This window comes from Streptomyces griseus (assembly GCF_001715295.1).
In the GTDB taxonomy this organism is placed as follows: domain Bacteria; phylum Actinomycetota; class Actinomycetes; order Streptomycetales; family Streptomycetaceae; genus Streptomyces; species Streptomyces griseus_G.
On sequence record NZ_MDKB01000003.1, the window covers coordinates 265,954 to 287,732 of the forward strand.

Here is a 21,779-nt window from a genome sequence, read left to right on the forward strand (position 1 = left end):
TGGGGCCTGCGGTTCCTCCGGCGAGGGGTGGGGTGGGCATGGGTGGTGTGGTCCTTCGGGTGCGCGGGGGCGGTGGGGTCAGCCTGTCCGGTGTGCGGGAGGTGCGGCCGAAGAGCCCAACGATTGGGACCCGAAAGGGGTACTGCTGTGCGGTGCGGGTGGGGTGGGGGGTGGGGGGCTGGTATGGGCGCCTCGCATGGCTGTGCCCGGCCCTCGGGGTGTCGGGGGCCGGGCACGGGTGCGGGGGTGCCGCGGGTGGGTCAGTGGGCGTCGCGTACGGCGAGGGCGCGGCGGAGGTCGTCGAGTTGGTCGGTGAGTCCGCGGCGGAGGGCGGGGGTGAGGGTGTGGTCGTGGAGGGTGTCGGTGCCGAGTTGGAGGGTGTGGGGGTCGACGGCGTGGGTGGGGAAGGCGTGGCGTGCGGCGGCTTCGGCGAGGGCGGGGCCGCGGCGGGCGGCGAGGGCGGTGGCGTCGGGGTAGTAGCGGGCGACGTAGTCGTGGAGGAGTTCGCTCTGTTCGGGTTGCCAGAAGCCTTGGGCGGTGGCGGTGAAGAGGTAGTTGGAGAGTGTGTCGTCGGTGAACATGGCCTGCCAGGCGGCTTCTTTGGCGTGGGGGGTGGGGAGGGCGGCGCGGCAGCGGGCGGCGCCTTCCTGTCCGGTGGCGCTGGGGTCCTGGTGCAGTGCGCGGGTGATGGTGGTGTCGTCGGTGGCGCCGAGGACGGCGAGGCGGGTGAGGATGCGCCAGCGGAGTTCGGGGTCGAGTTCGGGTCCGCCGGGGACGGTGCCCTGGTCGAGCCAGTCCTGGATGGCGTCGGGCTGGGTGGCGGCGTCGATGAAGTGGCGTACGGCGGTGAGGCGGAGGCCGGGGTCGGGACTGGTGGGGTGGGTGGTACCGGGGGTGTGTTCCCAGTCCTTGGCGGTGAGGCCTTCGGTGCGGCGTAGGAGGTCGCGGCAGAGGCCGGTGAGGGTGGCGAGGGCTGCCGGGCGGTCGTGGGGGGTGAGGTAGCGGTCGGTGATGTGGGTGGCGGCGAAGCCGAGGACGCCTTGGAGGAGGGCGAGGTCGGTTTCGTGGGGCAGGTGGGTGCGGGCGGCGGTGAGGTAGGTGGTGGGGTGGAGTTGTCCGTCGCGGACCATGTCGCGGGCGGTGTTCCAGAGGAGGGCCCGGGTGAGGGGGTCGGGGATGTGGGAGAGGCCGGTGAGGGCGGTGTCCCATGAGGTGGGGTCGAGGCGGATCTTGGCGTAGGTGAGGTCGTTGTCGTTGAGGACGACGAGGGCGGGGCGGAGGCCGGGCCGGGTGGTGGGGGTGCCGGTGCCGGTCGGGGGGATGTCGAGTTCGAAGCGGTCGCGCAGGACGAGTTGGCCGGTGCCGGACTGGGTGTCGAGGCTGTGGTCGTAGGTTCCGACGGCGATGCGGTGGGGGCGGGTGCCGTGGTGGTCGACGGTGAGGGTCCAGGTGCGGGGGGTGGCTTCGACGTGGGCGGTGAGGGTGTCGATGCCGGTGGTGCGGAGCCAGGTGGCGGCCCAGGTGTGGACGTCGCGGTCGGTGGCGGAGGCGAGGTTGTCGATGAAGTCGGCGAGGGTGGCGTTGGCGAACTTGTGGCGGGCGATATGCGTGTTGATGCCGGCGAGGAAGTCCTTCTCGCCGAGCCAGGCGACGAGTTGGCGTAGGGCTGAGGCGCCCTTGGCGTAGGAGATGCCGTCGAAGTTGAGGAGTGCGGAGGCGGTGTCGGGGACGGCTTCGGGGTCGGGGGCGACGGGGTGGGTGGAGGGGCGTTGGTCCGCGTCGTAGCCCCAGCCCTTGCGGGCGACGCCGAAGTCGACCCAGGTGTCGGTGAAGCGGGTGGCTTCGGTGAGGGTCTGGTAGCCCATGTATTCGGCGAAGGACTCGTTGAGCCAGATGTCGTCCCACCAGGTGAGGGTGACGAGGTCACCGAACCACATGTGGGCCATTTCGTGGGCGATGACCATGGCACGGGTCTGGCGTTCGGTGTCGGTGACGGCGGAGCGGTAGATGAATTCGTCGCGGAAGGTGACGAGTCCGGGGTTCTCCATGGCGCCGGCGTTGAATTCGGGGACGAAGGCCTGGTCGTAGGAGTCGAAGGGGTAGGGCTCGTCGAATTTCTGGTGGTAGCGGTCGTAGCAGGCGCGGGTGATGGTGAGGATCTCGTCGGCGTCGGTGTCGAGGTGGGGGGCGAGGGAGCGGCGGCAGTGGATACCGAAAGGGAGGCCTGCGTGGTGGGTGGTCACGGAGTGCCAGGGGCCTGCGGCGACGGCGACGAGGTAGGTGGAGATCGGTGGGGTGGGTGCGATGGTCCAGTGGCCGTCGGTGGCGCGGGTGGCGGTGCCGTTGCCGAGGACGGTCCAGTCCTCGGGTGCGGCGACGGTGAGGTCGAAGACCGCTTTGAGGTCGGGCTGGTCGAAGGCGGCGAAGACGCGTTGGACGTCGTCCAGGAAGAGCTGGGTGTAGACGTAGGTGTGCCCGTCGGCGGGGTCGGTGAAGCGGTGCATGCCTTCGCCGGTGCGGGAGTAGCGCATGGCGGTGTCGACGCGCAGTTCGTGGGGGCCCGGGGTGAGTGCGGTGAGCGGGTAGCGGTTGCCGGTGAGGGCGGTGGGGTCGAGGGGCTGTCCGTCGAGGCTGAGCGAGCGCAGGGTGTCCGGCTTGAGCTCGACGAAGGTGTCTCCGGAGGTGGTGGCGGTGAACCGGATGACGGTGCGGGAGTCGAAGGTGTCGTCTCCCGTGGTCAGATCGAGGTCGATCGTGTACCGGTGTACGTCGAGGAGCTGGGCGCGGGTCTGCGCTTCGTTGCGCGTCAGTACGGACATGCCGCCCATGCTGCCGTACGGGCGGGGCGCTGTGCAGGGGGGTTCCGGTAGGCCGGGGCGGGCCCTGCCGTGCGGTGGCTCCGTCGGGCGTGATCGGCGCGGTGGTGCGGTGGCTCCGTCGGGCGTGATCGGCGCGGTGGTGCGGCGGACCGGCCCGGGGTGGGGCTCCTCGGCGCCTCCTTGGGCTCCTTCGGGCCGGCCCGGGCCGTAGCCGGGTGGGCCGGTCCGGAGGCAGCGGTCCGGTGGGCCGGTCCGGAGTGGTGGTCGGCGGCCGGTGGGGCAGTGGTCCGGCCGGGCCAGGACGACGGTCGGGCGGACCGGTCCGGGGCAGCGGTCCGACGGGGCCCGGGTGGGCCGGGGGTGCCGGGGCGGATCCCGACGGGGCAGATCCCGACGGAGCCGGCCGACGGGGCCGGCCGAAGTACCGGCAGGGTCCGCCGTGGGGTTTCGGCAGGGAGGTCAGGTGCGGGGGGACGGGCGGTCGCCGGTGGATTCCTCGGCGATGCGCTCGTGGTGGCGGATGACCTCGGCGACGATGAAGTTCAGCAGTTTCTCGGCGAAGGCGGGGTCGAGCTTGGCGCTTTCGGCGAGCTGCCGCAGCCGGGCGATCTGGCGGGCCTCGCGGGCCGGGTCGGCGGGCGGGAGGTGGTGGGCGGCCTTGAGGTGGCCCACCTGCTGGGTGGCCTTGAACCGTTCGGCGAGCATGTGGACGACTGCGGCGTCGATGTTGTCGATGCTCTCGCGCAGTCGGTTCAGCTCGGCGGTGACGGCCGCGTCGATGTCGCTCGTGGTCATGGGCAGCGAGCTTACGGCCTCTGCGGGAGGGTGCCGGGCCCGGGTTGCGGGGGTGTGACCATCGGTGGGTGGTCGGGGTCGGGGACGCGGTCGCTCCAGCCGCCGGGGACGCTGTGGGCCTGCTGTTCGCGGAAGCGGACGGGTGCGGTGCCGACGCGGCGGGCGAACAGCCGGGAGAAGTAGGCGGGGTCGTCGTAGCCGACGCGCCGGGCGACGGCGGCGACGGGGAGGTCGGTGGCGGCGAGGAGTTCCTTGGCGCGGCCGAGTCTGATGCTCAGCAGGTAGTCCTTGGGGCTGCAGCCGGCTCCGCGCCGGACCGCGGTGCGCAGTTCGGCGGGTGTCATGTTGTGGCGGGCGGCGTGTTCGGCGACGGAGAGGGGCCGGCAGGCTTCGCGGGCCAGGGCTTTGAGTACGGAGTCGCCGTCGGGTCCGGTGTCGGCGCGTGCCCGGCGCAGCGATACGAGGAGTTCGTGGACGGCGGCGCCGGCTTCGACGTCCAGGAGGGGGTTGCCGCGGTGCGCGGCGCGCACGATGCGGCTGACGGCGGCGCGTGGGCCGGAGGTGTCGGTGAGGGGGACGAGGGGACGGTCGGGCTCGATGTAACCGAGTTCGGTGTAGGTGGTGGTGGCCGGTCCGGTGAAGTCGACGAAGCTCTCGTCCCAGCCGGTGGGGTCGGCGCCGTAGTGGTGGGGGATGCCGGGGGTGAGCCAGATGAGGCTGGGTGCGGTGACGGCGGTCCGGCGGCCGTCGGTCGTGTGGAACCAGCCGCTGCCGGCGTTGATGAGGACGGCGACGTGGTGGTCGAGGGTGCGCGGTCCGACGGTGGGCAGGGCGCCGTGCTGGAGGCCGACGCCGAGGCAGGCCAGTCCGAGCCGGTGGTGGTGCGGGCTGGGTGTGAAGAAGCGCATCCAGGTGTGGTACATCGGCCTTCCACCTCCTGTCGGTGCTGGGTCCAAGCACGAGTGATCTTTGTCCATGGACGGGCCGGGCACCAGGGGGCGAGGGTGAAGCCCGGCATCGGAGCGCAGAGGAGCGTACGGGGCGATGGCTGACTTCACCGTGGGCGATGACGATTTCCGGCTGGACGGCCGGCCTGTGCGCCTGTTGTCGGGGGCGTTGCACTACTTCCGCGTGCACGAGGGGCAGTGGGGGCACCGGTTGGCGATGCTGCGGGCGATGGGCCTGAACTGTGTGGAGACGTACGTGCCGTGGAATCTGCACGAGCCGCGGGAGGGCGTCTTCCGGGACGTGGGAGCGCTGGGCCGTTTCCTGGACGCGGCGGGGCGGGCCGGGTTGATGGCGATCGTGCGGCCGGGTCCGTACATCTGCGCGGAGTGGGAGAACGGCGGGCTGCCGGTGTGGGTGACGGGGCGGTTCGGGCGCCGGGTGCGGACGCGGGACGCGGGGTACACGGCGGCGGTGCGGCGGTGGTTCGGTGCACTGCTTCCGCAGGTGGTGCAGCGGCAGATCACGGTGGGCGGTCCGGTGATCATGGTGCAGGTCGAGAACGAGTACGGGAGTTACGGCTCCGACGCGGTGCATCTGGAGGAGCTGACGGGGTTGCTCCGCGGGTGCGGGGTGACGGTGCCGTTGTTCACCTCGGACGGTCCCGAGGATCACATGCTGTCGGGTGGTTCGGTGCCGGGTGTGCCGGTCACGGTCAACTTCGGTTCGGGGGCGCGCGAGGCGTTCGAGGTGGTGCGCCGTCACCGGCCGCGTGGGCCGCTGATGTGCATGGAGTTCTGGTGCGGGTGGTTCGAGCACTGGGGGGCGGCGCCGGTGGTGCGTGATCCCGGGGAGGCGGCGGACGCGCTGCGGGAGATCCTGGAGTGCGGGGCCTCGGTGAATGTGTACATGGCGCACGGGGGGACGAGTTTCGGTGGCTGGGCGGGGGCGAACCGTTCCGGTCCGCTGCAGGACGGGGTGCTGGCGGGGACGGTGACGTCGTACGACTACGGCGCGCCCGTCGACGAGTACGGGCGGCCGGCGGAGAAGTTCTGGCGGATGCGCTCGGTGCTGGCCGAGTACGCGGACGGTCCGCTGCCGGCGCTGCCGGAGGAGCCGAGGGGGCTGGGTGCGCGGGTGCGGGTGGAGCTGACGCAGGGGGTGCCGTTGGCGGGTGTGCTGGAGGCGCTGGGTGATCCGGAGGGTCCGGAGTCGGGGGTTCCGCCGACGTTCGAGGAGCTGGGGGTGGACCGGGGTGTGGTGCGCTACCGGGTGGAGGTGCCCGGCGAGCGGCAGCCGTACCCGCTGTGTGCGGCGGGACTGCGGGACCGGGCCGTGGTGTACGTGGACGGGGTCCGGGCGGGGGTGCTGACGGAGGAGGAGCCCACGCTGGAGGCGCCGGTCGCGGGTCCGGCGGCGGTGGAGCTGTGGGTGCAGTCGCTGGGCCGGGTGAACTACGGGCCGCGGCTGGGTGAGCCGAAGGGCATCACGGCCGGGGTGCTGCACGAGCGGCAGTTCCTGCACGGGGTGCGGGCACGGGCGCTGCGGCTGGACGCCTTCGAGACGCCGGGGGCGGTGGCGGGGCTGCCGTTCGGGGAGGCCGGGCAGGTGGGGCCGACGGGGCTCTTCCGGGGGGTCTTCGACCTGGCGGGGGCGGCGGAGGCGGATCACGCCGGATTGGAACTCCCCGGCTGGGCAGGGGGGTTCGTCTGGGTGAACGGTTTCTGTCTGGGCCGCTACCGGTCGGCGGGGCCGCAGTCGACGTGGTACGTACCGGGTCCGGTACTCCGTGAGGGGGCCAACGAGGTGTGGGTGCTGGAGCTGGAGGAGGCGGGGGCCCCGTACGTGGAGCTGGGCCCGGGGGCGCCCGTCAGGACGGGCGCCCCCGGGCACGCGCAGGGGTGATCCGGGCCGGGTGCGGCCGGGAACGGAGGGGCGTGGCCGGTGCGGGCGGTCGCGACGGGGTTCGGGTGGCCGCGGCCGGTCCGAGGGGGCGTGTCCGGTGCGGGCAGGTCGCGCCCGATGCGGACGGCCGCTCCGGAGTGCGGTCGGTCACGGCCGGTCCCGGCGGTCGCACCCGGGTGCGAGGATCACGTCCGGGTCGGGCGGTGGGGGCCGGTGGGACGGCTCACGTCCTGGTCAGAGCGTCGCGGCCGCGGAGGCGATGGCGGAGGCGAAGGTCGAGACCTGGGTGTACACACCGGGGTAACCGGCGCGGGCGCAGCCCTCGCCCCAGCTGACGATGCCGACCTGGATCCAGGCTCCGGCATTGTCCTTCCGGAACATGGGGCCGCCGGAGTCGCCCTGGCAGGTGTCCACGCCGCCGGTGCTCACGTATCCGGCGCAGATCTCCTCGCCGGGGACGAGGTCGCTGCCGTAGGACTGCTGGCAGACGGAGTCGGAGACGTAGGGGACCGTCGCCTTCAGCAGGTAGCGCTGCTGGCTCCCGCCTTCGGTGGCCGCGCCCCAGCCGGCGACGGTGAAGGTGCCCGTGTCGTAGGCGGTGGTGGTGGCGATCTTCAGGGTGGGCAGGCTGATCGGCTGGGCGAGCTTGATCAGGGCCCAGTCCTTGCCCGTGCCGTTGTAGCCGGGGGCTTGGAGGACCTTGGTGGAGCGGACCTTGACGGCGGCGGACGACTGGAGGTCGACGACGCCGGCCGTGGCGGTGATGGAGGTGTTGGTGCCGGATCCGCTCACGCAGTGCGCGGCGGTGAGCACGATGGTCGGGGTGTGGAGCGCGCCGCCGCAGCCCATGGAGAGCCGGACCATGAAGGGGAATTCGCCCTGGGCGGCGCGGGTGCCGCCGACGACGGGGGTGGGGGCCGCGGAGGCGCCGGAGGGTTGGAGGCTGAGGGTGGCGAGGGCCACCGCGGCTATGACGGAACACCTTTTGAGTGCGCGCAGAAGCTGCTTCAACTGACTGCCTGCTTTCGTCCGGGGGAACGGTGGGGGCTGCTGGTGCAGGCGTGCGGAGGGTGCCGGTGTGCGGACGTGCCGGTGTGCGGACGTACGGCTCCGGTTCGGGGCGACACGCCAGCACTGGGCATGCCCCCGACAAGAGTGGACCGATTATCGGGAAGTGTTCTCCGATTCCACAAGGCCGACTTTCCGGCCAAGATCCCGGAGCGGTCAACCCACCCTCTCCCCCGCGGGTCCCCCTACAGTGAAGGTCCATCGGGCGTCACCGACGGGGGGTCCGGAGATGAAGGACGTGAACGGCGTGCGGGACGCGCCGGACGGCGGGGGCGGCGGTCCGGTCGTCCGCGGGTTCCCGCATCTGGACACCGTCCGGTCCGCGATCACCGCGCTCTACCGGCGGGTCTCCCCCGACGGCGTGGCCCGGTACGCCACCAGCCTCGTCCCGGCCGACGCCGCCTTCTCCGACGTCGACGACCTGCACCTCGGCGCGCAGCGGGTGGCCCACGCCCTCGTACGGCACCTGCTTCTGCCGGAGGCGCGTGTCATCGTCGGTTTCCGCCCGATGGAGCACGCCGCCGCCGTGGAACTGACCGCGGGCCCGGAGTACTTCGTCGAGCTCAACGACCGCTTCCGCACGCACCGCAGGGACATCGGGGCCGCACTGGCGCACGAGATCACCCATGTCCTGCTGCACCGGCTGGGTCTGGAGTTCCCCGGGACCGGGGACAACGAGATCCTCACCGACACGGTGACGGCCTATCTCGGCGCGGGCTGGCTCCTGCTGGACGCCTTCCGTCAGGATGCGGACTCCAGCCAGAAGCTCGGCTACCTCACCCCGGAGGAGTTCGGTTACGTACTGGCCAAGCGTGCCCTGCTCTTCGGTGAGGACCCGTCCGTCTGGTTCACCAGCCCCCAGGCGTACACGGCGTACACCAGAGGCCGGGAGGAGGCGCTGCGCGACCTGCGCCGGCCGCCGCTGACCGCCGCGGGGTGGACGGGGCGCCACCGGTACGCGAAGGACCGGCGCCGGGCCCGCGAACGTCCGGGCACCCACCGGGAGCCGGGTGTTCCCTACGCGTTCGAGGGCGACGCCGCCGGGCTGCGGGTGGTCTTCGCCTGCCCCACCTGTTGCCAGCGCGTCCGGGTTCCCGTCCGGGGCCGGGTGCGCGCCCGGTGCGGGTTGTGCGGCACGGTCCTGGAGTGCGACACCTGAGACGGGTGGGTTCGGGGGCCGCCGTAGGGTTGGACCATGACGGACGGTCCGGCCGAAGGCGCGAGCGGGCTCCTCGACGCGCTGTACGAGGACGACAACGCCGTCCTACGGGCGCTGCGCGCGGGGGTGTCCGCCGAGTCGTGCGACGGGGAGGGGACCACCGCGCTGTATCTGGCGTCCGTGGCGGACCTGCCCGGCACGGTGCGGCTGCTGCTCGCGGCGGGCGCGGATCCGAACCGGGCGAGCGGCCCGGGCGGGGGTGACCTGCCGTTGTGCGGGGCGGCGTGCGGGGGTCACGCCGAGGTCGTGGAGGCGCTCCTGGCCGCCGGGGCGGACCCCGGTCTGCGCGAGGAGTTCGGTTTCACGGCGTTGCGGTGGGCGGTCGGGCTGGGCCACGCCCGGGTCGCGGAGATCCTGCTCGCGCACGGGGCGGACCCGGACCTGCCGGGCCCGCAGGACGAGTCACCCCTGCTGGTCGCGGCCCGGCGCGGCTCGGTGTCCACGGTCCGGGTGCTCCTGCGGTACGGCGCCCGCGATCTGACGCGGGCGCTGGAGGAGGCCCGGCGCACGACGGACGTGGAGCGGGAGCTGCGCGGGACCCTGCGGGCGATGTACGGGGACGTGGCGGACGACGCCCGGGTGCGCCGCACGCCGGTGGACGGCGGGGTGACGCTCACCCTCGAACTGCTGCGGGACGGCGAGCCCTACGCGTCGGTGGACCGGCAGACGGGACACGGAGCGATCGCGACGCTGCTGGAGAGCGAACTGGGTCTGCGGGCGCCGTTCGAGGAACTGGCCGCACGGGCGCTGCGCCAGGGCGACCCGGGTTCGGAGAACTGGCTGGTCGTCGTCGGGACGCTGTGGGAGCGCGGCGACGAGGAGACGTTCCAGGCGGCGGCCGCCTGGACGGCGGGCGGCGATCCGCTGCGCCGGGTGCTCGGCGTGGACGTGCTCGCGCGGCTCGGCTTCCGGGACGGTGCGAAGCCGTTCGCCGCGCGGGCCGTGCCGTTGCTGCGGGAGCTGGCACGGGAGCCGGGGGGTGTGCCGGCGCCCCGGCCGGCAGGTGAACCGGCGCACGGGCCGGTGGACACGACGGTGGCCACCCGTGCGCGGCGGGCCCTGGGTCAGTACGAGGAGCCGACGGACGGCCCCGCGAACGAGGGTCCGTCCGGGGCCCGTTGACCGGGCGGGGCGGCCGGCCGTGGCCGGCCGCCCCGGGAGTCCGCCGTCAGGCGGCCCGGCGTCCGCGTCCGGGCGCGCTGCCGCGGCCGGTGCCACCGGCGCGGCCGGCCCCGGCTCCGCGGCCGGTAGCGCCCGCTCCGCCGGCGCCGCCGCGTCCGGCGCCGCCGCGTCCGGCGCCGCCGCGCGGGGCGCCCGCGCCCTGCGCCGCCGCGGCGCCCGTACCGGCACCGGAACCGCCACGCCGTCCGCGGCCGCGACTGCCCGAGCGGACGGTGCCGCCCGTGCCCGTGCCTGCGGCCGAACCGCCGCCGCGCGTGCGCGGCTTGGGCTGCGTCGGCTGCGGTACCTCGATGACGACCGCTATGCCCGACGGCTCGCGGGCCCCCGTGATGCGGGAGAGCTCCTCGTCACTGGACTTGATCCGGGTGGTCCGGGGCGCGATGCCCGCGTCGGCCATCAGCCGGGTCATCTCCCGCTTCTCCTCGGGCAGTACCAGGGTGACGACGCTTCCTGACTCACCGGCGCGGGCCGTACGCCCGCCGCGGTGGAGGTAGTCCTTGTGGTCGGTCGGCGGGTCCACGTTGACGACCAGGTCGAGGTCGTCGATGTGGATGCCCCGGGCCGCCACGTTCGTCGCGACGAGCGCGGTGACCTGTCCGGTCTTGAACTGGTCCAGGGTCCGGTTGCGCTGCGGCTGGGACCGGCCTCCGTGCAGGGCGGCGGCCCGCACGCCGCTGGCCAGGAGCCGCTTGGCGAAGCGGTCGGCCGCGCGCTTGGTGTCCACGAACATGATCACCCGGCCGTCGCGGGCGGCGATGCGGGTGGCGACGGCCTTCTTCTCCGTCTCGTCCGCCACGTGCAGCACGTGGTGCTCCATGGTAGTGACGGCACCGGCGGACGGGTCGACCGAGTGCACGACCGGGTCGGTGAGGAACATCTTGACCAGCCGGTCGATGTTCTTGTCGAGGGTCGCCGAGAACAGCATCCGCTGCCCGTCCGGCTCGACCTGCTTGAGCAGGGCGACGACCTGCGGCATGAAGCCCATGTCCGCCATCTGGTCGGCCTCGTCCAGGACGGTGATCGCGACCTGGTCGAGCCGGCAGTCACCGCGTTCGATGAGGTCCTTGAGCCGCCCGGGGGTGGCCACGAGTACCTCGGCGCCACGGCGCAGGGCCCCGGACTGCCTGCTGATGGACATGCCGCCCACGACGGTGGCCACACGCAGGTTCACGGAGGTCGCGTACGGCGTCAGCGCGTCGGTCACCTGCTGGGCCAGCTCCCGGGTGGGTACGAGGACCAGGGCCAGCGGGGCGTGCGGCTCGGAGCGTCGGCCGGCGGTACGGGCCAGCAGTGCCAGGCCGAAGGCCAGGGTCTTGCCGGAGCCGGTGCGGCCGCGGCCGAGGATGTCCCGGCCCGCCAGCGAGTTCGGCAGGGTGGCGCCCTGGATCGGGAAGGGGTCGGTGACGCCCTGCGCGGCGAGGGTCTTCAGCAGCGCGGCGGGCATGTCCAGGTCGGCGAACGCCTCGACGCCGGGCAGGGCGGGGGTCATGGTCTCCGGCAGGGCGAATTCGCCGCCCTGCTGGGCCGCGGGCCTGCGCCGGGCCGGCGCCTTGCCTGTTCCTCGGGGGTTCGCCTGTGCCCGGTCCGTTCCGCGTCCCCGTGCGGGGCGGTTGCGGGTCGGTCGGTCCTGGCGTTCGGAGCGGGTCATACGGAATTGCCCTCCTGGGGGATTCCTGGGGTTACTGCCGACTGCTGCGGACTGCTTGATGTGCGCCCCAGGATGCAAGCACAGAGCAGGTGTCCCGGAAAGGGAGCCAACCGGGAGGGTGAGCCGAAAACAGCACAAACCGGGGCCCGCACCTTCTCGGTGCGGGCCCCGGCTGCGAGGTACGCGTCCGGCAATCAGGCCGGGACGATGTTCTCCGCCTGCGGGCCCTTCTGGCCCTGCGTGACGTCGAAGGAGACCTTCTGGCCCTCCTGGAGCTCACGGAAGCCCTGGGTGGCGATGTTGGAGTAGTGGGCGAAGACGTCGGCGCCGCCGCCGTCCTGCTCGATGAAGCCGAAGCCCTTTTCCGAGTTGAACCACTTCACGGTTCCAGTAGCCATGTCATTCTCCTAAAAGAGGTGCAGTGCCGAGAATCCGCACTTCACGGATTCCAAGTCGCCGCATTGAGCCCCATCCGGAGAAAGCCGGAAAACAATAAAGCGCCTGAGGAGGGTTCCCGTCAGGCGCACATAAAGTTCATGGGTACCAAAACTGCAACGGGACAACCGTAGCACGTTCTTCCGGCGGGCGGCAGGACAGGCTCCCTCCGCCGCGCGGCGGACTTCGCTGACCAGGGGGTACGAGGCGCCGTTCCCGGCGGGTTCCGGAAAGGTTCCCCTGGGCTTTTCCCGGAGTTCCCCGCAGGGCTGAGTGTCCCCGGCCGTGCGGTGGATCGCGGCCGCCGGGGAGGTTCTCCGCCCGGGTTTCCGCCGGAGTACCGCACCCGCCGGAACAGCCGCCCCTGCGGTGGCGGACGGTGCCGCCCCGGGACACGGCCGCCGGGCGGGTGAACCCCGGCCGCACCGGCGCAGGGACCCACCAGGCCGGCGGGAGGGGGTCACATCTCGCGTACCGGGCTGTCGTCGGCGGCCCTGCGCAGGGTGCGCAGCGGGTGGCCGGGACGCCAGACCTGTACGACGAGGTCGTCACCGTCCATGGCGGTACGGACCACCTCGTCCGGCTCGGCGCTGAAGAGGAGGAACGGCTCCGGGGGTGTCACCTCCTCGGCGAAGCGGGCCCGGACGCCGGGGTCGGTCACCTTGACCGCCCGGCCGGAGATCCGGACGTCTCCGTCGGCCATGGTGGCGTCGGGCCCCGGGTTGGCCTGGAGCGCGAAGCGTGGGTCGCGCAGCAGGTCCACGGCCTTGCGGGAGTTCGGCATCATGCCGAGCCACAGGTGGTCCAGGCGGAACTCCACCTCCAGACCGGTGACGCGGGGCGAGCCGTCCTTGCGGACGGTGGCCAGGACGTGGTGCTTGTACTGCTGGAAGCGTTTCCGCACCGTGTCGGCGAAGACGGGTTCGGCCGCGTGGAAGTCGTGCCAGGAACTCGGTGTCATGGGCGCCATGAAACCCTGTGACGCCGGCACCCCCGGCCGGGTACGGCGGGCGTTCCGCCGGCGTCACCGGATCGGACGCCGTCCGCCCGTGGGTGCCGGCCGGGTGCCCGGCGGCGAGTGCCCGAGGGCTGTCCGGCAGTCCCCGGTGGATCGGCGTGCGGCGTCGGATGCGGTGGTTCGCACGGCGGAGGGACGTCCGCATACGGGAGGTGCAGGGACCTTCCCACGACGCGGCGAGGGACCGTAGCCGTCGTCGCGGTCCCGCCGCGCATCGCGGGACAACCCTCACGGGACCGTCCTCGGGGCGGCCGCGCCCCCGGGTCCGCCGCCCTTGCCCGCGTTCGCTATCTTGATCGCCGCCGCCCCCGCGGCTCCTCCTCCCCGCCCCCGAACGAAGGAGCCGGCCATGGAGGCCGCCCCCACCGCGTGCTACCGCCACCCGTCGTACGAGACGTACGTGCGCTGCACGCGCTGCGACCGCTACATGTGTCCCGACTGCATGCGGGAGGCCGCTGTGGGACATCACTGCGTGGAGTGCGTGCGGGAGGGGCAGCGGTCGGTCCGTCAGGCCCGCTCCGTGTTCGGCGGCGCGGTACCGCGGGCCGCGACGCCCCTGGTGACGTACGCACTGATAGGGGTCAACGTCGTCGCCTACCTCGTCCAGGTGGTGGTGGCCGGGACGGTGGACCGGTTCGGGATGCTGGGTGCGGCGCTGACCGACCCGGCGGGCGCGCAGTACTACTACAGGGGTGACACCTTCCCCGGTTTCGATCTGGTCGGTGTGGCCGGCGGTGAGTGGTACCGGCTGCTCACCGGCGGGTTCCTGCACCAGGCGCCGGACGCGTCGTTCGGCGTGATGCACCTGATCTTCAACATGTTCGCGCTCTGGAACGTGGGCCGGGCGGTCGAGGGCCGGCTCGGCCGGGCGCGGTACCTGGCGCTGTACCTGCTGTCCGTGCTGGGCGGTTCGGTGCTGGTGTACGTGCTCGCGCCGGACACCCTGACGGTCGGCGCCTCGGGTGCGGTCTTCGGTCTGGGCGCGGCGTACTACGTCATCAGCCGGCGCCTGGGCCACGACATGCAGCCGGTCAATCGGTTCATGGTCGTGCTGCTGCTGTGGATGGTCGTCTCCGCCGCGGTCACGTCGTGGCAGGGCCATCTCGGCGGGCTGCTGACGGGTGGGCTGGTGACGTACGCGCTCGCCTACGCTCCGGCGAGGCTGCGGACCTCGGTGGCGCAGCTGGCCGGCGGGGCGGTCCTGCTGGTGGTGCTGGCGCTGGTGGTGACGGTGAGGACGGCCGCGCTGACGGGCGCCGCCTGACGGTCCGCGGGGCTGCGCCGGCGGGAGCGCGCTCCTCCCGCGGGGGCGGCCGTCCGGTGGACCGGGCCGGGAGGTCACGGCCGGGGGCCGTGCCGGTGCCCCGGACACGCCACGGCGCCCGCCCTGGTCCGGTCGGGGACGAGGCGGGCGCCGTGTTCAGTTCCGTACGCCGTTGTACGGGACGTCGTGTGCCGTGATCAGACCGTCAGGGAACGGTCCGTCGGGCGGATCGGGGCCGGCAGCGCGCTGGCGCCGGTGAGGTAGCGGTCCACGCCGCGTGCCGCGGAGCGGCCCTCGGCGATGGCCCACACGATGAGGGACTGGCCACGGCCCGCGTCACCGGCGACGTAGACGCCGTCGACGTTGGTCGCGTAGTCCTCGTCGCGTGCGATGTTACCGCGCGCGTCGAGGTCGAGGCCGAACTGCTGGACCAGGCCGTTGGCCTGGTCGGTGCCGGTGAAGCCCATGGCCAGGGTGACGAGCTGGGCCGGGATGACCCGCTCGGTGCCGGCCTTCTGCTCCAGCTTGCCGTCCTTGAACTCCACCTCGACGAGGTGCAGGGACTGGACGTTGCCGTCCTCGTCGCCCTCGAAGTGGGTGGTCGAGACGGAGTAGAGCCGGTCACCGCCCTCCTCGTGCGCGGAGGTCACCTTGTAGAGCATCGGGAAGGTCGGCCAGGGCTGGTCGGCGTTACGGTCCTCGCCCGGCCTCGGCATGATCTCCAGCTGGGTGACGGAGGCCGCGCCCTGCCGGTGGGCGGTGCCGACGCAGTCCGCTCCGGTGTCGCCGCCGCCGATGACGACGACGTGCTTGCCCTCGGCGGTGATCGGGGAGACCGTCAGGTCGCCCTCCTGCACCTTGTTGGCGAGCGGGAGGTACTCCATCGCGAAGTGCACGCCGTTCAGCTCGCGGCCCGGTACGGGCAGGTCGCGGGAGACGGTGGCGCCGGCGGCGATGACGATCGAGTCGTAGCGGCGGCGCAGCTTCGCCGCGTCGATGTCACGGCCGACCTCGGTCTCGGTGCGGAACTTGGTGCCCTCCGCGCGCATCTGCTCGATGCGGCGGTTGATGTGCGACTTCTCCATCTTGAACTCGGGGATGCCGTAGCGGAGCAGGCCGCCGATGCGGTCGGCACGCTCGTAGACGACGACCGTGTGGCCGGCCCGGGTGAGCTGCTGGGCGGCGGCCAGTCCGGCCGGGCCGGAGCCGATGACGGCGACGGTCTTGCCGGAGAGGCGCTCGGGCGGCTGCGGGGTGACGTCTCCGCTGTCCCAGGCCTTGTCGATGATGGAGACTTCGACGTTCTTGATCGTGACGGCGGGCTGGTTGATGCCGAGGACGCACGCCGACTCGCAGGGAGCGGGGCACAGCCGCCCGGTGAACTCCGGGAAGTTGTTCGTGGCGTGCAGGCGCTCGGAGGCGGCGGACCAGTCCTCGCGGTAGGCGTAGTCGTTCCACTCGGGGATGAGGTTTCCGAGGGGACAGCCGTTGTGGCAGAACGGGATGCCGCAGTCCATGCAGCGGCCGGCCTGCTTGCTGATGATCGGGAGCAGCGAACCGGGAACGTAGACCTCGTTCCAGTCCTTGACGCGCTCGCCGACGGGACGGGTCCTGGCGACCTCGCGTCCGGTGGTCAGGAAGCCCTTGGGGTCAGCCATTGGTCGCCGCCTCCATCATCTTCTCGGTGGTCTCCTGCTCGGAGAGACCGGCGAGCTCAGCGGCGTCCTTGGCGGCGAGCACTGCCTTGTAGGTGGACGGGATGATCTTGCTGAACCGGGTCACCGCGGTGTCCCAGTCGGACAGCAGCTTCTCGGCGACCGTGGAGGCGGTCTCCTCCTGGTGGCGGCGCACGACGGCGTGCAGCCACTGCTTGTCGGTGTCGTCGAGGGGCTGGACGGCGCCGAGGTTGCCGGTGTTGACGTTGCGGGGGTCGAGGTCGATGACGTACGCGATGCCGCCCGACATGCCCGCGGCGAAGTTGCGTCCGGTCTCGCCGAGGACGACGGCGTGGCCGCCGGTCATGTACTCGCAGCCGTGGTCGCCCACGCCTTCGGAGACGACGGTGGCACCGGAGTTGCGGACGCAGAAGCGCTCGCCGGTCCGGCCGCGGAGGAAGACCTCGCCGCCGGTCGCCCCGTAGGCGATGGTGTTGCCCGCGATGGTGGAGTACTCGGCGAGGTGGTCGGCGCCGCGGTCCGGGCGGACGACGACCCGTCCGCCGGAGAGGCCCTTGCCGACGTAGTCGTTGGCGTCGCCCTCCAGGCGCAGGGTGATCCCGCGCGGGACGAACGCTCCGAAGGACTGGCCGGCGGAGCCCGTGAAGGTGATGTCGATGGTGTCGTCGGGCAGGCCGGCGCCACCGAACTTCTTGGTGACCTCGTGGCCGAGCATGGTGCCGACGGTCCGGTTGATGTTGCGGATGGCGATCTGGGCGCGGACGGGCTGGGCCGTCTCGGCGCTGTCGGCGCCGAGGGCGTCGGCGGCGAGCTTGATCAGCTCGTTGTCGAGCGCCTTGGCCAGGCCGTGGTCCTGTGCGGCGATCTGGTGGCGGACGGCACCCTCGGGGAGTTCCGGCACGTGGAAGAGGGGCTCCAGGTCGAGGCCCTGGGCCTTCCAGTGCGTGACGGCCCGCTCGGTGTCGAGGAGTTCGGCGTGGCCGACGGCCTCCTCGATGGTGCGGAAGCCGAGCTCGGCGAGGATCTCGCGGACCTCTTCGGCGATGAACTCGAAGAAGTTGACGATGTATTCGGCCTTGCCGGAGAACCGGTCGCGCAGGACCGGGTTCTGGGTGGCGATGCCGACCGGGCAGGTGTCCAGGTGGCAGACGCGCATCATGACGCAGCCGGAGACGACGAGCGGCGCGGTCGCGAAACCGAACTCCTCGGCGCCCAGCAGTGCGGCGATGACCACGTCGCGGCCCGTCTTGAGCTGGCCGTCGGTCTGGACGACGATGCGGTCGCGCAGGCCGTTGAGGAGCAGGGTCTGCTGGGTCTCGGCGAGGCCGAGCTCCCAGGGGCCGCCCGCGTGCTTGAGCGAGGTGAGCGGGGACGCGCCCGTGCCGCCGTCGTGGCCGGAGATGAGGACGACGTCCGCGTGGGCCTTGGAGACTCCGGCGGCGACCGTTCCGACGCCGACCTCGGAGACCAGCTTCACGTGGATGCGGGCCGCCGGGTTGGCGTTCTTCAGGTCGTGGATCAGCTGGGCCAGGTCCTCGATGGAGTAGATGTCGTGGTGCGGCGGGGGCGAGATCAGGCCGACACCGGGGGTGGAGTGCCGGGTCTTGGCGACCCACGGGTACACCTTGTGGCCGGGCAGCTGGCCGCCCTCGCCGGGCTTGGCGCCCTGCGCCATCTTGATCTGGATGTCGTCCGCGTTGACGAGGTACTCGCTGGTCACGCCGAAGCGGCCGGAGGCGACCTGCTTGATGGACGAGCGGCGGGCCGGGTCGTACAGCCGTTCCGCGTCCTCGCCGCCCTCGCCGGTGTTGGACTTGCCGCCCAGCTGGTTCATGGCGATGGCGAGGGTCTCGTGCGCCTCCTGGGAGATGGAGCCGTACGACATGGCGCCGGTGGAGAAGCGCTTGACGATGTCGGAGACGGGCTCGACCTCGTCGAGGGGCACCGGTGTCCGGCCGGACCTGAAGCCGAACAGGCCGCGGAGCGTCATGAGGCGCTCGGACTGCTCGTCGACCCGGCCGGTGTACTTCTTGAAGATGTCGTACCGGCGGTTGCGGGTGGCGTGCTGGAGGCGGAAGACCGTCTCCGGGTCGAACAGGTGGGGCTCGCCCTCGCGGCGCCACTGGTACTCGCCGCCGATCTCCAGCGCGCGGTGCGAGGCGGAGATGCCGGAGGCGGGGTACGCCTTGGCGTGGCGGGCGGCCACCTCCTTGGCGACGACGTCGAGTCCGGCGCCGCCGATCTTGGTGGCGGTGCCGTTGAAGTACTGGGCGACGAAGGCCTCTTCGAGGCCGACGGCCTCGAAGACCTGCGCGCCGCGGTAGGAGGCGACGGTGGAGATGCCCATCTTGGACATGACCTTCAGGACGCCCTTGCCGAGGGCGTGGATGAGGTTGCGGATGGCCTGTTCGGGCTCGATGCCCTCGATGAACGTGCCGGCGCGGACGAGGTCCTCGACGGACTCCATCGCCAGGTACGGGTTGACGGCGGCGGCGCCGTAGCCGATGAGCAGGGCGACGTGGTGGACCTCGCGGACGTCCCCGGCCTCGACGAGCAGGCCCACCTGGGTGCGCTGCTTGGTGCGGATGAGGTGGTGGTGGACGGCCGAGGTGAGCAGCAGCGAGGGGATCGGCGCGTGCTCGGCGTCGGAGTGCCGGTCGGACAGGACGATGAGGCGGGCGCCGTCCTCGATGGCGGTGTCGACCTCGGTGCAGATCGTCTCGATGCGGGCGGCGAGGGCGTCGCCTCCCCCGCCGACCCGGTAGAGGCCGGCCAGGGTGACGGCCTTGAGGCCCGGCATGTCGCCGTCGGCGTTGATGTGTATGAGCTTGGCCAGCTCGTCGTTGTCGATGACCGGGAAGGGCAGGGCGACGTTGCGGCAGGTCGCCGCGGTCGGCTCCAGGATGTTGCCCTGGGGGCCCAGCGTGGAGCGCAGCGAGGTGACGAGTTCCTCGCGGATGGCGTCCAGCGGGGGGTTGGTGACCTGGGCGAACAGCTGGGTGAAGTAGTCGAAGAGCAGCCGGGGGCGCTCGGAGAGGGCGGCGATCGGGGAGTCGGTGCCCATGGAGCCGAGGGGTTCGCCGGCGGTGCGGGCCATCGGGGCGATGAGGACGCGGAGCTCTTCCTCGGTGTAGCCGAAGGTCTGCTGGCGGCGGGTGACGGAGGCGTGGGTGTGGACGATGTGCTCGCGCTCGGGGAGGTCCTCGAGCTCGATCTCGCCGGTCTCCAGCCATTCCTCGTACGGCTTCTCGGCGGCCAGGGACGCCTTGATCTCGTCGTCCTCGATGATGCGGTGCTCGACGGTGTCGACGAGGAACATCCGGCCCGGCTGCAGCCGGCCCTTGCGGACGACCTTGGCGGGGTCGATGTCCAGGACGCCCACCTCGGAGGAGAGGACGACGAGGCCGTCGTCGGTGACCCAGTAGCGGCCGGGGCGCAGGCCGTTGCGGTCGAGGACCGCGCCGACCTGGGTCCCGTCGGTGAAGGTGACACAGGCCGGGCCGTCCCAGGGCTCCATCATCGTGGAGTGGTACTGGTAGAAGGCGCGGCGGGCCGGGTCCATGGAGGCGTGGTTCTCCCACGCCTCGGGGACCATCATCAGCACCGAGTGCGGCAGGGAGCGGCCGCCGAGGTGGAGCAGCTCCAGGACCTCGTCGAAGGACGCGGAGTCGGAGGCGTCGGGGGTGCAGACGGGGAAGATCCGGTCGAGCCGGGCCTCTCCGAAGAGGCGGGAGGCGAGCTGGGACTCGCGGGCCCTCATCCAGTTGCGGTTGCCCTTGACCGTGTTGATCTCGCCGTTGTGCGCGACGAAGCGGTACGGGTGGGCGAGCGGCCAGCTCGGGAAGGTGTTGGTGGAGAAGCGGGAGTGGACCAGGGCGATCGCGGTGGCGAAGCGGCGGTCGGAGAGGTCGGGGAAGAACGGCTCCAGCTGTCCGGTGGTGAGCATGCCCTTGTAGACGATCGTGCGGGCGGAGAGCGAGGGGAAGTACACCCCGGCCTCACGCTCGGCGCGCTTGCGCAGGACGAACGCCTTGCGGTCCAGGGCGATGCCGGTGCTGGTGCCGTCGGCGACGACCAGCTGGCGGAATTCCGGCATCACGGCGCGGGCGCCCTTGCCGAGGATGTCCGGGGTGACCGGGACCTGACGCCAGCCGAGGACGTCGAGTCCCTCTTCGGCGGCGATCTTCTCGATGCGCCGGACGGCCTGGGCGGAGTCGTCCGCGGGCAGGAAGGCGATACCGACGGCGTACGAGCCGGCCTCGGGGAGCTCGAACGCGACCGTCTCGCGGAGGAAGGCGTCCGGGACCTGAAGAAGGATGCCGGCGCCGTCACCCGAGTCGGGCTCGGATCCGGTGGCGCCGCGGTGTTCGAGGTTGCGCAGTACGGTCAGCGCCTGCTCGACCAGCTCATGGCTGGCCACACCGGTCAGAGTGGCCACGAACCCGACGCCGCAGGCGTCGTGCTCGTTACGGGGGTCGTACATCCCCTGCTGAACGGGGCGACCGTCCATGGGCGACCAGGCGTCGGAACGCATCGGCTCTCCCGTCGTCGTCGTGGCATGTGCTGTGCCGAGGGACGACGTTGGCCCTCTGCGAAATTTCGTGCAGGTTACATGATGGAACGCTTCTCAGAAAGCGGATAGGCCGCTCCAACATGCGGACACCACGGAGTCGTGGCGGCGGTGGTTCATGATCGGAAGGATCCTGATCGGATCACCGTCCGGAGGGGACCGCAGAGAGCAGGCGTCGTTGCCTGCGGTGTCTGAGGCTCTTGCCCCGCGGTCACCGAATTGAAACCGCCGGGTAACGACTACTTATGTGCAGTCCTGCATAGCGTCTCATTTTACGGCCGCCCGGCCGGTCCGCCCAGGGATCCGCGTCACGACGTACGTCACACCGGGATCAACACCGCAGGACGCTCCATGCTTCCGGCCGCCGCTCCGGGCGCTCTCAGCTTCCGACCGCCACCCCGAAGAGGGTGCCCAGACCGTAGGTGAGCGCTGCCGCCGCCCCGCCGAGCACGAGCTGGCGCAGTCCGCTGAACCACCAGCTGCGGGCCGTCACCCTGGCCACCAGGGCGCCGCAGGCGAAGAGGCCGATCAGTGCGAGCAGCACGGCGGGCCACAGCGCGGAGGCGCCGAGCAGGTACGGCAGGACGGGCAGCAGGGCGCCCAGCGCGAAGGCGCCGAAGGAGGAGACGGCCGCGACGAGCGGGGAGGGCAGATCGCCCGGGTCGATGCCGAGCTCCTCGCGGGCGTGGATCTCCAGCGCCTGTTCGGGGTCCTTCGACAGCTGGCGCGCGACCTCCTGGGCGAGCGCGGGCTCGACGCCCCGGGACTCGTACAGCTCGGCGAGCTCCCGCATCTCGTCCTTGGGGTGCTTGCGCAGCTCGCGCCGTTCGACGTCGAGTTCGGCCTCGACGAGTTCGCGCTGGGAGGCGACGGAGGTGTACTCGCCTGCCGCCATGGAGAAGGCGCCCGCGGCCAGCCCGGCCAGGCCCGTGATGACGATCGTCCGGTGGGAGACCGCTCCGCCGGCGACGCCGGTCATGAGGGCGAGGTTGGAGACCAGGCCGTCCATGGCACCGAAGACCGCCGGGCGCAGCCAGCCGCCGTTCACGTCGCGGTGGGTGTGATTGTCGCGGTGCGCCTCGTGCAGTACGGCGTCGGTCTCGATGATGGCCACAGCTCTCTCCTTCTCCGGAACGGGCTCTTCGCGTTCCGCCCCCGCTCGATCCTCGAAAGTACGCACGAAAAGGGCCTCCCGCCAGCAAGGAAGGCCGTACTTACCTGCCTCGGCGACCGTC

Annotated in this window: 14 protein-coding genes; 4 read left to right on the top strand and 10 right to left on the bottom strand. The window is 72.0% G+C overall.

Features of this window, described 5'->3' with window-relative positions:
• Positions 1 to 260: 260 nt before the first annotated feature.
• The 3 genes from pepN to BA175_RS17475 form a co-directional block, all read right to left on the bottom strand.
• Entirely contained in the window at positions 261 to 2,819 is a 2,559-nt protein-coding gene (pepN, locus tag BA175_RS17465; protein WP_069173085.1) for an aminopeptidase N, read from the bottom strand.
• Positions 2,820 to 3,278: 459 nt separating this feature from the next.
• Complete coding sequence (locus tag BA175_RS17470; protein ID WP_069172360.1) at positions 3,279 to 3,614, bottom strand: chorismate mutase; 336 nt, start codon at positions 3,612 to 3,614, stop codon at positions 3,279 to 3,281.
• Between the two features lie 11 nt (positions 3,615 to 3,625).
• On the bottom strand, positions 3,626 to 4,537 hold the full coding sequence (locus BA175_RS17475) for a helix-turn-helix domain-containing protein (protein WP_069172361.1): 912 nt from the start codon (positions 4,535 to 4,537) through the stop codon (positions 3,626 to 3,628).
• A 121-nt stretch (positions 4,538 to 4,658) separates the two neighbouring features.
• On the opposite strand from BA175_RS17475, the gene BA175_RS17480 reads away from it, so the two are divergent.
• Entirely contained in the window at positions 4,659 to 6,464 is a 1,806-nt protein-coding gene (locus BA175_RS17480) for a glycoside hydrolase family 35 protein (protein ID WP_069172362.1), read from the top strand.
• Between the two features lie 234 nt (positions 6,465 to 6,698).
• Here BA175_RS17480 and BA175_RS17485 read toward each other — a convergent pair whose 3' ends face one another.
• Positions 6,699 to 7,475, bottom strand: coding sequence for a S1 family peptidase (locus BA175_RS17485; RefSeq protein ID WP_069172363.1), 777 nt, complete (start codon positions 7,473 to 7,475; stop codon positions 6,699 to 6,701).
• Between the two features lie 286 nt (positions 7,476 to 7,761).
• Between BA175_RS17485 and BA175_RS17490 the strand changes: the two genes are divergently transcribed.
• Both BA175_RS17490 and BA175_RS17495 read left to right on the top strand, forming a co-directional pair.
• On the top strand, positions 7,762 to 8,691 hold the full coding sequence (locus tag BA175_RS17490; protein ID WP_069172364.1) for a hypothetical protein: 930 nt from the start codon (positions 7,762 to 7,764) through the stop codon (positions 8,689 to 8,691).
• A 36-nt stretch (positions 8,692 to 8,727) separates the two neighbouring features.
• Positions 8,728 to 9,873 carry an ankyrin repeat domain-containing protein gene (locus BA175_RS17495; protein ID WP_079159656.1) on the top strand — a complete coding sequence of 382 codons (1,146 nt, stop codon included), beginning with the start codon at positions 8,728 to 8,730 and terminating at the stop codon, positions 9,871 to 9,873.
• Between the two features lie 46 nt (positions 9,874 to 9,919).
• On the opposite strand, the gene BA175_RS17500 is transcribed toward BA175_RS17495, so the two are convergent.
• The 3 genes from BA175_RS17500 to BA175_RS17510 all read right to left on the bottom strand — a co-directional run bounded on the left by BA175_RS17500 (position 9,920) and on the right by BA175_RS17510 (position 12,977).
• The gene (locus BA175_RS17500) at positions 9,920 to 11,581 is read right to left on the bottom strand and encodes a DEAD/DEAH box helicase (protein WP_069172365.1); all 1,662 of its coding nucleotides are present in this window, start codon (positions 11,579 to 11,581) and stop codon (positions 9,920 to 9,922) included.
• 194 nt (positions 11,582 to 11,775) lie between these two features.
• A complete protein-coding gene (locus BA175_RS17505) occupies positions 11,776 to 11,979 on the bottom strand; it encodes a cold-shock protein (protein WP_015607926.1) in 204 nt (67 codons plus the stop codon).
• Positions 11,980 to 12,476: 497 nt separating this feature from the next.
• Positions 12,477 to 12,977 (bottom strand): pyridoxamine 5'-phosphate oxidase family protein, encoded by a 501-nt coding sequence (locus BA175_RS17510; RefSeq protein WP_069173086.1) that lies wholly within the window; start codon positions 12,975 to 12,977, stop codon positions 12,477 to 12,479.
• A gap of 406 nt (positions 12,978 to 13,383) precedes the next feature.
• On the opposite strand from BA175_RS17510, the gene BA175_RS17515 reads away from it, so the two are divergent.
• Positions 13,384 to 14,298 carry a rhomboid family intramembrane serine protease gene (locus BA175_RS17515; protein ID WP_069172366.1) on the top strand — a complete coding sequence of 305 codons (915 nt, stop codon included), beginning with the start codon at positions 13,384 to 13,386 and terminating at the stop codon, positions 14,296 to 14,298.
• Positions 14,299 to 14,495: 197 nt separating this feature from the next.
• On the opposite strand, the gene BA175_RS17520 is transcribed toward BA175_RS17515, so the two are convergent.
• The 3 genes from BA175_RS17520 to BA175_RS17530 all read right to left on the bottom strand — a co-directional run bounded on the left by BA175_RS17520 (position 14,496) and on the right by BA175_RS17530 (position 21,658).
• A complete protein-coding gene (locus BA175_RS17520) occupies positions 14,496 to 15,956 on the bottom strand; it encodes a glutamate synthase subunit beta (RefSeq protein WP_069172367.1) in 1,461 nt (486 codons plus the stop codon).
• A complete protein-coding gene (gene gltB / locus BA175_RS17525; RefSeq protein WP_069172368.1) occupies positions 15,949 to 20,508 on the bottom strand; it encodes a glutamate synthase large subunit in 4,560 nt (1,519 codons plus the stop codon). Before gltB ends, BA175_RS17520 begins: the two co-directional genes overlap by 8 nt.
• A gap of 415 nt (positions 20,509 to 20,923) precedes the next feature.
• Positions 20,924 to 21,658: a VIT1/CCC1 transporter family protein gene (locus tag BA175_RS17530; RefSeq protein ID WP_069172369.1), complete on the bottom strand. Its 735-nt coding sequence runs from the start codon at positions 21,656 to 21,658 to the stop codon at positions 20,924 to 20,926.
• Positions 21,659 to 21,779 lie beyond the last annotated feature (121 nt).

Bases quoted from the DNA above. Each gene is read 5' to 3' on its own strand.
- BA175_RS17510 (WP_069173086.1), bottom strand. From the start codon at position 12,977: ATGACACCGAGTTCCTGGCACGACTTCCACGCGGCCGAACCCGTCTTC.
- BA175_RS17500 (WP_069172365.1), bottom strand. From the start codon at position 11,581: ATGACCCGCTCCGAACGCCAGGACCGACCGACCCGCAACCGCCCCGCA.
- BA175_RS17495 (WP_079159656.1), top strand. From the start codon at position 8,728: ATGACGGACGGTCCGGCCGAAGGCGCGAGCGGGCTCCTCGACGCGCTG.
- BA175_RS17480 (WP_069172362.1), top strand. From the start codon at position 4,659: ATGGCTGACTTCACCGTGGGCGATGACGATTTCCGGCTGGACGGCCGG.
- BA175_RS17520 (WP_069172367.1), bottom strand. From the start codon at position 15,956: ATGGCTGACCCCAAGGGCTTCCTGACCACCGGACGCGAGGTCGCCAGG.
- BA175_RS17475 (WP_069172361.1), bottom strand. From the start codon at position 4,537: ATGTACCACACCTGGATGCGCTTCTTCACACCCAGCCCGCACCACCAC.
- BA175_RS17490 (WP_069172364.1), top strand. From the start codon at position 7,762: ATGAAGGACGTGAACGGCGTGCGGGACGCGCCGGACGGCGGGGGCGGC.
- pepN (WP_069173085.1), bottom strand. From the start codon at position 2,819: ATGTCCGTACTGACGCGCAACGAAGCGCAGACCCGCGCCCAGCTCCTC.
- BA175_RS17505 (WP_015607926.1), bottom strand. From the start codon at position 11,979: ATGGCTACTGGAACCGTGAAGTGGTTCAACTCGGAAAAGGGCTTCGGC.
- gltB (WP_069172368.1), bottom strand. From the start codon at position 20,508: ATGCGTTCCGACGCCTGGTCGCCCATGGACGGTCGCCCCGTTCAGCAG.
- BA175_RS17470 (WP_069172360.1), bottom strand. From the start codon at position 3,614: ATGACCACGAGCGACATCGACGCGGCCGTCACCGCCGAGCTGAACCGA.
- BA175_RS17515 (WP_069172366.1), top strand. From the start codon at position 13,384: ATGGAGGCCGCCCCCACCGCGTGCTACCGCCACCCGTCGTACGAGACG.